The 10,413-nt window shown below is 54.1% G+C and carries 8 protein-coding genes; 5 read left to right on the top strand and 3 right to left on the bottom strand.

Features of this window, described 5'->3' with window-relative positions:
* Positions 1 to 1,094, bottom strand: a 1,094-nt coding sequence (locus AC5OW4_RS12460; RefSeq protein WP_493677023.1) for a pyruvate formate lyase family protein, incomplete at its 3' end; no start/stop codon positions are given.
* Between the two features lie 674 nt (positions 1,095 to 1,768).
* Between AC5OW4_RS12460 and AC5OW4_RS12465 the strand changes: the two genes are divergently transcribed.
* The 5 genes from AC5OW4_RS12465 to AC5OW4_RS12485 all read left to right on the top strand — a co-directional run bounded on the left by AC5OW4_RS12465 (position 1,769) and on the right by AC5OW4_RS12485 (position 8,640).
* Entirely contained in the window at positions 1,769 to 2,752 is a 984-nt protein-coding gene (locus AC5OW4_RS12465; protein WP_072684647.1) for a LacI family DNA-binding transcriptional regulator, read from the top strand.
* Between the two features lie 240 nt (positions 2,753 to 2,992).
* Positions 2,993 to 4,894: a sucrose-specific PTS transporter subunit IIBC gene (locus AC5OW4_RS12470; RefSeq protein WP_072684646.1), complete on the top strand. Its 1,902-nt coding sequence runs from the start codon at positions 2,993 to 2,995 to the stop codon at positions 4,892 to 4,894.
* On the top strand, positions 4,891 to 6,207 hold the full coding sequence (locus AC5OW4_RS12475; protein WP_195396999.1) for a glycoside hydrolase family 32 protein: 1,317 nt from the start codon (positions 4,891 to 4,893) through the stop codon (positions 6,205 to 6,207). The genes AC5OW4_RS12470 and AC5OW4_RS12475 overlap by 4 nt, the downstream gene beginning before the upstream one ends.
* Positions 6,204 to 7,145: a carbohydrate kinase family protein gene (locus tag AC5OW4_RS12480; RefSeq protein WP_195396998.1), complete on the top strand. Its 942-nt coding sequence runs from the start codon at positions 6,204 to 6,206 to the stop codon at positions 7,143 to 7,145. Before AC5OW4_RS12475 ends, AC5OW4_RS12480 begins: the two co-directional genes overlap by 4 nt.
* Before the next feature lie 322 nt (positions 7,146 to 7,467).
* Complete coding sequence (locus AC5OW4_RS12485; protein ID WP_072684643.1) at positions 7,468 to 8,640, top strand: FMN-binding protein; 1,173 nt, start codon at positions 7,468 to 7,470, stop codon at positions 8,638 to 8,640.
* A gap of 229 nt (positions 8,641 to 8,869) precedes the next feature.
* Here AC5OW4_RS12485 and AC5OW4_RS12490 read toward each other — a convergent pair whose 3' ends face one another.
* Positions 8,870 to 9,661 carry an alpha/beta fold hydrolase gene (locus AC5OW4_RS12490; protein ID WP_072684642.1) on the bottom strand — a complete coding sequence of 264 codons (792 nt, stop codon included), beginning with the start codon at positions 9,659 to 9,661 and terminating at the stop codon, positions 8,870 to 8,872.
* A 17-nt stretch (positions 9,662 to 9,678) separates the two neighbouring features.
* The gene (locus AC5OW4_RS12495; protein ID WP_072684641.1) at positions 9,679 to 10,203 is read right to left on the bottom strand and encodes a GNAT family N-acetyltransferase; all 525 of its coding nucleotides are present in this window, start codon (positions 10,201 to 10,203) and stop codon (positions 9,679 to 9,681) included.
* Positions 10,204 to 10,413 lie beyond the last annotated feature (210 nt).

Below are 10,413 nucleotides of genomic sequence, written 5' to 3' on the forward strand. Positions count from 1 at the left end.
GACCACAGCACCGTCAGGTTCGGTTCCGGCGCGGTGCCCAGATTCTTTAAGGTATGGAGGTAACGGAAGGAAGACTTGGTGACCAGATGCCGGCCGTCGATGCCGACGCCGCCGATCGATTCCGTGACCCAGGTCGGATCGCCGGAGAACAGTTCGTTGTATTCCGGGGTACGGGCAAACTTGACCAGCCGCAGCTTCATGATGAAATGATCAATGAATTCCTGGATTTCTTCCTCGGTGTAAACGCCGTTGTCCAGGTCGCGCTGAGCGTAGATATCAATGAAGGTCGAGGTCCGGCCCAGCGACATCGCCGCGCCGTTTTGTTCCTTAACGGCCGCCAGATAGCCGAAATACAGCCACTGGATCGCTTCCCTGGTATCCTTGGCCGGCCGGGAAATATCATAGCCGTAGATTTCACCGAGTTTTTTCAGCTCCTGTAACGCGCGGATCTGTTCCGACAGTTCCTCCCGTTCACGGATGACGTTGGAATACATGATGACGCGCGTCGAATCCTTCTGATGCTGCTTGTCTTCAATCAGACGATCAACGCCATACAGCGCAATCCGGCGATAGTCGCCGACAATCCGGCCGCGGCCGTAAGCATCCGGCAGACCGGTGATAACATGGCTGGAACGGCAGGCCCGCATCTCCGGGGTATAGGCGTCGAACACGCCCGCATTGTGAGTTTTGCGGTGGACGGTGAAGAAATCGACAATCTCCGGGTCGACTTCATAGCCGTTGTCCGAGCAGGCTTTCTGCGCCATGCGGATGCCGCCGTAAGGCTGCAGGGAACGCTTGAACGGTTTGTCGGTCTGAAAGCCGACGATCTTTTCCAGATCCTTGTTCAGATAACCCGGGCCGTGGGAAGTAATCGTCGAGATGATCTTGGTATCCATATCCAGGACGCCGCCGGCTTCGCGCTCCTGGCGGCTCAGCTCCATGACCTGATCCCACAGTTTCAGCGTGGCTTCCGTCGGCCCCGCCAGAAACGAATCGTCGCCGTCATACGGGGTGTAGTTCTTCTGGATGAAGTCGCGGACGTTGATCTCGCGGGACCAGACGCCTTCAACAAATCCCTTGTAGCAGTCTTCCATAGTATCCTCCTATAACTGTTTGTAAGATTTCCTGTCGCAGGGGACAAGACCGTTTTATTTTACCGTGTTTGAGAATAAAAAAACAGAGGTCGGAAACATCATTTTCCATTGTAATCGGTTACAAGTTTAAAAAATATGTTAGGTTATTCTAACAATGGTAGAATAGCCAATTTATCCTGCATTGTCAAGCAAGACTCTCTGCGGATCGAGTCCTTTTTTATTCTTTCCCATGGCGATGCTCCCCTGCCTGCACAGGCCGCTTCCGTCCACTTGCTTCCCATGGCAACCCGAACCCGCTTTTCTTCTGTTCTGAGCTTCTTCCCGTTTTTTTATCTTTTAAACCGCAAACAGGCGCCAAAACTTTCTATACGCTTCAGCGAACAGGCAACAAGGAAAAGACGTCCGCTAAGACACCCAGAATTAGTCACGACGCTGCAAAGTGAAGGGGAAGTGTGAATCCAGGGCGAAATGACAAAACCCTGATTTTCCCTTCGATTCTGATGCAGCATCACATTTTTACCCTTATGCCGCTTGAAAACAAGACGATCATACCTTTGCCCTCAGTTTAGAAATTGATCAATATAGATCGGCTCTTCGCCGCAGGTTTAACCCACATGCCTTGAATCCGGCCCGGCGGTTATGCTATGATGAAACGCATAAAGGAAGACGACAGAATGACGAAAATAACGATGAAGGAAATCGCCGAGTTTGCGGGCGTAGGCAAAAGCACAGTATCCCGCTACTTTAACGGCGGTTATGTCAAAGAAGAAACGCGGCTGCGGATTGAAGCGGTCTGCCGGGAATATCACTATCAGCCCAATTCCGTAGCGAAGACGCTGAAAGCCCGGCATTCCTATCAGATCGGGGTGATCACGCCCTCGATTGATTCCCGCACCAGTGCGCGGGTGCTGACGGCATTGGACGAGCAGCTGCGCTTATCGGGTTATACGCCGCTGCTGATCAACACAAATCACAATGAAATCCGCGAGCTGTCGAGTCTGGAAAGCTTCAGCCGGATGAACGTCGAGGGAATTATTTTGTTAGCCACGCAGATCACGCCGGAACATGAACGGATCATCCATAAGCTGCGCCTGCCGGTGATCGTGCTGGCGCAGGAAATGGCGGACGTCGTCACGATCACACTGAACGATTACGAAGCCGGCCGCGAGGTTGGACTGCGGATCGGACAGACTCATCATCAAGCGGTCTGCCTGCTGGGCGTCAGCGAAACGGATAAGGCCGTCGGGATCACGCGCAAGCAGGGAATTCTGGACGGCTTACAGGAAACCGGACTTTCCCGGATTGATTTTCTGGAAACCGATTTCAGTTTTGCGACCTCCCGTCAGGTTGTGCGGGAATACCTCAAAACGCACCGCCCGGACTGTCTGATCTGCGCAACGGACAATCTGGCGCTGGCCGCATTTAAGGAACTGCACAGCGCAGGGCTGCGGATTCCGCAGGATGTATCGTTAGTCGGTTTTGGCGGCTACGATGTCTCTGAAGTCCTGACTCCGGCGTTAACCACGGTGCGTTTCGACTATGAGCTGGAAGGCCGCACCGCCGCCGAGCTGATTCTCGAACTGATCGCGGGCAATCCGGTGGAATCCGTTAAGATCGGGTATACTTTAATCGAAGGCGAAAGCGTTATCGACCGATAGCGCTTTTTTGTTTTCCCCTGTCGCTATGAAGGGCACAGCCCGCTTTTTTTCACCGTCCTTCAGATCATGATAAAAAAATCAACGCCGAAAATGGGAGAAAAGCCAAGTTGAAAGAAAGGGAAAACGATAAAAATAAACGATTATTAAAAAATATGGTACCGTTCCCATATTTCCTGTTGACATTTCCGAATGACAGGTCTATATTAATTATGGGAACGGTACCACAAGGAGGAAGAAACTATGAATTATCCATCCATCGCCGCTCAGATCGTCGCCGCCGTCGGCGGCCGGGAAAACCTGAGCAACGTCATGCACTGCGCGACCCGGCTGCGTTTAACCTGCCTGGACGAATCCAAAATCGACGCCGACACGATCGCCGAAATTGAAGGCGTCAAGGGCGTCTTCAACGCCAAAGGGCAGTTTCAGATCATCTTCGGTTCCGGCACCGTCAATCAGGTCTGTGACGAAGTCCTGAAGCTGACCGGCAGCCAGCCTGTCCAGCCGCAGCCCAAAGCGGAAGCCGGGGGCAGCGTGATCAACCGCTTCATCAAGATGCTCAGCGATATCTTCGTACCGATCATTCCGGCGATTGTCGCCGGCGGCCTGTTGATGGGCATCAACAATATCTTCACCGCCGAAGGCTTATTTGTCAGTGGAAAAACCTTAATCGAGCTGGCTCCGCAGTTCGCTGATCTGGCGGCCATGATCAACCTGTTTTCCAACGCCGCCTTTACTTTTCTGCCGGTGCTGATCGGTTTCAGCGCAACGAAGAAATTCGGCGGCAATCCTTACCTGGGCGCAGTCCTGGGCATGATCATGGTTCATCCGGAACTGATGAACGCGTACAGCTATGGTACCGGCGCGCTCGTTCCGACATGGAATCTGTTTGGTTTGTCGATCGAAGCGGTCGGCTACCAGGGCACGGTGCTGCCGGTTCTGGTGATGTCGTTCTTCCTCGCCAAACTGGAAACCTCGCTGCATAAAATCACACCGAGCTGGCTGGATAATCTGACGACGCCGCTAATTTCAATTCTCGTCTGCGGCTTTGTCACCTTCCTTGCGGTCGGACCAATCATGCGCACCGCCGGCAACCTGTTGGCCTTCGGGATTTCGTGGCTGTATCATTCGCTGGGCTTCATCGGCGGCGGTTTGTTCGGTTTGTTCTACGCTCCGATCGTTTTAACCGGCATGCACCACAGCTTCATCGCGATTGAAACGCAGCTGTTGGCGGAAACCGCAGTCACCGGCGGCAGCTTCATCTTTGTCACCGCCTCCATGAACAACGTTGCGCAGGGTGCGGCCGTGCTGGCTGTTCTGGCAACAACTAAAGATTCCAAGCTGAAAAGTCTGTGTTCGGCTTCCGGAATCAGCGCGCTGCTGGGGATCACCGAACCGGCAATGTTCGGCGTCAACCTGAAGCTGAAAACGCCGTTTTACGCGGCGATCATCGGTTCCGCTGTGGGTTCGGCCTACGTCGCCTTCCACCATGTCTTAGCCGTCGCGCTGGGCGCCGCGGGCCTGCCGGGCTTCATCTCAATCCGTCCGGCCGACTGGCTGCACTTTGCGATCGGGCTGGCGTTAAGCATGGTCACCGCCTTCATCCTGACGCTGGTCTTCACGAAAAAGCAACAGAACCCAACTGGAAATACAAAACCGCAGACAGACAAACGGAACGCGCTTCCCGCGGTGGACAACCAGACGCTCTTAGCACCGGCTGCCGGTATGGTAAAACCGATCGAGCAGTCCACTGATGGGACATTCAGTGAAAAGCTGATGGGCGACGGCTTCGTGGTTTTCCCAACCTGCGGAGAAGTCTGCGCGCCGATCAACGGCACCGTGAAATTCATCTTTCCGACCAAACACGCAATCGGACTGGTCAACGAGGACGGCGTGGAGATGTTGATCCACATGGGCATCAATACCGTCAGCTTAAACGGCGAACCGTTCACGATTCTCGTTCAGGAAGGCCAGAACGTCCGCGCCGGGGAACCGTTGGCAATCATGAATCTGAAACAGATCGAAGACGAGGGCTGTTCGACGGAAATCTGCTGCATCTTCACCGCGCCGACACCGTTTCACTGGACCTTTGAGGGTGAAGCAGCGCAAGCCCAGCCGATCATCACCTTAGGAGACAAACAATGACCGATTACCGCTTAACTTATCATCTGTCGCCCCGGCGGGGATGGCTGAACGATCCCAACGGGCTGTGCGTCCATGACGGGAAAATCCAGATCTATTATCAAGCGGATCCTGACAGCCTGACCGGCGGCTGCCGCAAGTGCTGGGGACACTTCACAACGATCGATTTCCGCCATTACACCGACTGCGGTCTGGCGGTCAAACCGGTGGAACGCTTTGAATCGCACGGCGCTTATTCCGGCAGCGCGCTTTCGCTGGACGGGCAGCTGCACCTCTTCTACACCGGCAACGTCAAGGAACCGGGCGATCACGATTACATCCGCTCCGGCCGCCAGCACAATACAATCCACGCCGTCAGTCAAGACGGGCTGCGCTTTGATCAGAAACAGGTCGTGCTGACCAACGCCGATTATCCGGATTTCTGCTCGTGCCATGTCCGCGATCCGAAGGTCAATCCAACCGCCGACGGCTATGAAATGATTCTGGGGGCGCGCACGCTGGACGACGAAGGCTGCGCCCTGCTTTACCGCAGCCGTGATTTACAACGATGGCGGCTGGATGCCGTGCTGCGTTCCGCCGCGAAGATGGGCTATATGTGGGAATGCCCGGATCTGCTTCATTTTGATCAAGCCGATGTGCTGCTCTGTTGTCCGCAGGGGCTAGAGCGTCAGGGTTATCACTATGAAAATGTTTACGACAACGGCTATTTCATCCTCCATGGCGATGAAGCACGAACATACCGCACGCTCGATCACGGTTTCGATTTCTACGCGCCGCAGACGTTTCTGGATCCTCGCGGCCGGCGGATTCTGATCGGCTGGATGGGCTTGCCGGACACGGACTATACGATACCGACAAAAACCTGGATGCATGCGCTGACCTTACCGCGCGAGCTGCGCTTTGAAGACGGCCGGCTGAAGCAGCGGGTCATTGAAGAGCTGCAGGCCGGGCCAGCTCTGACCAAAACCGTCAGGCAGACGAAGGCGCCGGAGACCTTCGTTTTAAAAGCTTGCCCGCATGGGGCGCTGACCTTAACGATCGACGGCCTGAAACTTGTTTATGAAAACGGCTTACTGACGCTGGATTGTTCGCAATGCGGCTGCGGCCGGACTCAGCGGCATGTCGAGCTGGACAAACTGGACAGTCTGGAATTGTATATGGACGTCTCCAGTGTTGAAATTTTCATCAATGACGGCGATGTCAGCCTGACCTCGCGCTGTTTCTTTGAAGGTTCCGTCCGCAATGTCGCCGCCAGCTGTGACTTTACGCTGTATCAGGCGCCGCGAATTGAAATAGAAAGCAGGGATTCCGAATGAAAAAACTGATTGCGATCGGCGAAGCGCTGATCGACTTCATCCCCGCCCAGACCGGCCGGCTTCAGGACGTGGCGTCGTTTGAGCCGCATGTCGGCGGAGCGCCGTGCAACGTCTGCGGCGCGTTTGCCCGCCTGGGCGGAACCAGTGCGATGATCACGCAGCTGGGCCAGGACGGCTTCGGCGATAAAATCGTCAGCGAATTAGCGTCTTATGGCGTCGATACGACGATGATCGAGCGGACATCCGCGGCCAACACCTCGCTGGCCTTCGTCGCTCTGCAAGCGGATGGCAACCGGGAATTCAGCTTCTACCGCAAACCCGGCGCAGACATGTTGATGCGGCCGGACCAGCTCCGGAAAGAAGGCTTCCAGAATTGCGGCTTCCTGCATTTCTGCAGCGTCAGCCTGGGCGATTTTCCAATGCGCCAGGCTCACAGGCAGGCCATCGCGATGGCTCGCGAACAAGGCGCGCTGATCAGCTTCGATCCGAACATCCGCCTGCCCTTGTGGCCCGATGCCCAAGCCTGTCAAAAAGCGGTGCGGGAATTTCTGCCGCAGGCGGAGATCATCAAGATATCCGACGAAGAGCTGGAATTCATCACCGGAACGACGGATCTGCAAAAAGCGAAGGCGTTCCTGTTTACCGAGCGGACGCAGCTGGTGCTGTATACCTGCGGCAGCCGGGGCGCTTATGCCCTGACGCGCGGCGCGGAAATTTACGAACCTTCCTTATCCGTAGAAGCGCTGGATACGACCGGGGCGGGGGATGGCTTTATCGGCTCCTTCCTTTATCAATGCGCCCGCGATCAGGTCAGCGATCTGACTGCCTGTTCCCCAGAACAGCTGCGCCGCTACCTCCGGGCCAGCGCCGCTTTCTGCGCCGCCAGCATCCAGCAGAAAGGCGCAATTTCCTCCTATCCGACCACGCTGACAGAATAATTTCCAATTTTCCTGCTCATCCTCTCACTGCTTCTCTCCTTAAAATCAGTCACGGCCAATAATCCCCTCCCTTTTACCTGGATCCTGCCTGAAGTGCAGGATCTTTTTTAATTCATCAATTTCACCTGATCCTTGCGTTTCCGCTTCGCCTGGACAAACCGTTGATAAAGAGTCATCACAAATTCTGGAAACGATGGTCCCGCGGTTTAAGCTTTTAAACCAGAAATTTATGTTCCTGCTTCAGAATAGTTCGTTCATCCGCTAACAAGTTGTTTTTATTTTTCAAATATGATAAAAGTTAAACAAAGGGAGGATTTAAGAAATGAAAAAACTGCTCGCGATCCTGGCTGCCTGCGCCATGGCCATGGGCCTGACAGCCTGCGCTTCAACGCCGAAGGAGGATACGCCAACGCCGACGCCAGAGGAATCTACCGCTCCTGTGGTCGAAAGCTTTTCCGCCGAATATGAAATGGTCGGCACCACCTCGGCCGGCAAGCCGAAAAACGACACGTTTATCTTTGAAGGTAAAACGACCGACGGCATCATCACCGAACTGAACTTCGATATCATCCGCAACAAGGGACTGGAAGGAGAATACTCCAAGAAAGACATCATGGGCTATCAGATGAACGTCTCCGACGCCGCTGTGACTAAAACCGGCGATGGCTTTGAGCTGACAAATCTGGGCATGAACGGCTATGAAACGAAATTCGGACAGTACATGATCACCGCCGTCTGCAAGGATCTGACCGACGCTTCGACGTTTAAGGATCTGACAATCACCAACTACACCGGCGAACAGCTGAACATGGAAGATTCGCTGATGATTTATCAATATCTGGCCAACGAAGCCAAGCTTCAGCTGACGGAGGATACGCCGCTGAAGGATCTGCTTGCGCTTTTTGATCTCTATAAAGACGGCGCGTTTGTGGAAGGCACAAAGCGTGTTTCCTTCGCCGGCTTCCATGGCGGACGCAGCTATGGCGAACAGATCGACGCGATCGCGGATTACATCTTGGCTAACAACATGACGCTTCAAGACGTCTATGAAATGTTCAAAACAGTAAACCAGCAGAGCGAGCCGATCGAGGAACGTGATACGATCACCGGCGCGACCATCGCGTTTGTCGGCGATTTCCAGCGGATGGTCTACATGGCGATCCATGGCGAATTATTTGAAGGCGTCACCAATCACAGCACCGCGGAGGGTGTCACTACGGTGGAAGTCGTGACGCAGGGCTATGCCGGAGAAATTGAAACGCATGTCAGCTTCGATGACAGCACGAAAAAAATCACGGCGATCACAGTCCGTGACGATCAGGAAACCGATACGGTCGGCGGCCTGTTAACTGCGGAAGGTTCAGAATTCATTCAGAAGCTGATCGACAATCAGGAAGCGCCGGATTCCGTCGATGCGGTTGCCGGGGCGACAAAAACATCCAACGGACTGGTAAAAGCGGTTCAGTTCGCTATCGAATATTACAACAGTTTATAGGCTGAAAATAAAGAAAGAGACTGTAACGTGAAAGGTAAAAACCGAAACGTTCCAGTCTTTTTTCTTCTTTATGCTATTCCCATCCGGAAATTCTCACCGATTCACCAGGCACAGACAAATAGCACAGATCCCCTGACAGGCGTGGCCGGTCAAAGGTCCGCGATCCGATCGCTGATCGTGGAGTCATCTTCAATAATGCCTATTGTTTTTATCGTCAAGGCGCATTTTCTCAATCGCTTTCAACCTGAATCAGAAAATCGGCCAGCGCCTGCGCCAGAAGCGATGGATCCTCATACGCCATGTTGTGACCGACGCCGGACAAAATGCGCACGCTGATGCCATGATGAGCCAGTTCCTCGACATCCGGATCCGGCAGCGATTTCTCCCCGAACAAAAACGTCTTCGGACAATCCAGATCATAGAGACGCTGCCGCCATGACGGCTTTCCGCCCCGCACCGCATCCACGGAAAGCCGGTGCATCGCTTCCGGCAGCCAGGTCCGCAGCGTGAGGGCCCAGGTTGGCGGAATTCCATGGGGTTTTCCTACCGTGTCGAACAGATGGGGATAGGCTTTTTCCACAAATACAGCTTCGCTGAACTGCGCCGTTTTGTAGCTGGGCTGATCGGATGGACTGGGATCGAGATTCGCTTCGCTGAGAATCAAGCCCCGGACGTGGGCACGGCAGTTTTCTGCGGCGCTTAATGCGATGGGCCCGCCGAGACTGTGACCATACAGAATTACAGAACCGCTGAACCGCTCGCGGATCAGCTCGGTCAGAACCTGCGCATGAGCCGCGACGGTATAGGTAAACTCCCGCGGTTTCTCACTTTCGCCCGCGCCGATTAAATCGATCAGGACGCAATGTTTTCCCCGCAAGGCCGGTGCGGAAGCCACCTGGGAATAATCCAGGCCGCCGGTACACCCAATTCCGTGAATCAGAATCAGCGCCGGGCCGGTTCCCGGCCTTTCCTCATAACGCAAAAACGCCTGCGCTGAAGGACTGAAAAACTCCTGAAGCATCGTTTCTTCCCCTCTTTCTATCGCATGGATGACGCTGATCTTTCACGATCAGCCCGTGTCAACGAACAATCCGATGACTCACTCGGGTCTGATATTGCTTTCACATCGGTCGGTCTGAGCGGCAGCGTAAACTTAAAATGCCGGCACGTCATTCCCTGCTTTTTATAAAAGGCATGACTGGAAGTCCGGCGTTGATTGCACGCGCATTCCAGCTGCGGACAGCCTGCCTGCGCCGCGATTTCTTTCGCCTTCCCGAATAACAACTTTCCCAGGCCCTGACCGCGGGCTTGTTCGTCGACGACCAGCTCCTGAATCTCCGCGATCGGCGCTATGTGATGAAGCAGCTTCTGCACGTGCACGCTCACAAAGCCGCGAATTTTTCCTTCTGACAGCGCGGTCAGATACACAATCTGCGGGTTATTCAAATTTTCCAGATAAACACCGTTAAAAACTTCCCGATCCATCGGCGCTTCCTCCAGCTGTTCGATCAGCCGGGCAACGGCTTCCCGATCTTCCGCTTCTGCCTTACGAATTTCAATCATGAACATATCCCTCCTGTCCGCAAATTTCCAGTTTTATTCATTATACCATGATTAGGGCATGACACCGCCTTTTGCCGCTTGTTCCCTGAGGCTTGAAATGCTATACTCAATGATTATAAGGGGGATTGTTCTAATGAAATACAAATGTGTCGTCGTCGATCTCGACCAGACGCTGCTTCACGAAGATAAATCATTGTCTCAAAAAACCAT

The sequence above is a fragment of the Holdemania sp. genome (assembly GCF_986127675.1).

Excerpts from the sequence above, each read along its gene's own strand:
- AC5OW4_RS12465 (WP_072684647.1), top strand. The coding sequence starts at position 1,769 with ATGACGAAAATAACGATGAAGGAAATCGCCGAGTTTGCGGGCGTAGGC.
- AC5OW4_RS12470 (WP_072684646.1), top strand. The coding sequence starts at position 2,993 with ATGAATTATCCATCCATCGCCGCTCAGATCGTCGCCGCCGTCGGCGGC.
- AC5OW4_RS12475 (WP_195396999.1), top strand. The coding sequence starts at position 4,891 with ATGACCGATTACCGCTTAACTTATCATCTGTCGCCCCGGCGGGGATGG.
- AC5OW4_RS12480 (WP_195396998.1), top strand. The coding sequence starts at position 6,204 with ATGAAAAAACTGATTGCGATCGGCGAAGCGCTGATCGACTTCATCCCC.
- AC5OW4_RS12485 (WP_072684643.1), top strand. The coding sequence starts at position 7,468 with ATGAAAAAACTGCTCGCGATCCTGGCTGCCTGCGCCATGGCCATGGGC.
- AC5OW4_RS12490 (WP_072684642.1), bottom strand. The coding sequence starts at position 9,661 with ATGCTTCAGGAGTTTTTCAGTCCTTCAGCGCAGGCGTTTTTGCGTTAT.
- AC5OW4_RS12495 (WP_072684641.1), bottom strand. The coding sequence starts at position 10,203 with ATGATTGAAATTCGTAAGGCAGAAGCGGAAGATCGGGAAGCCGTTGCC.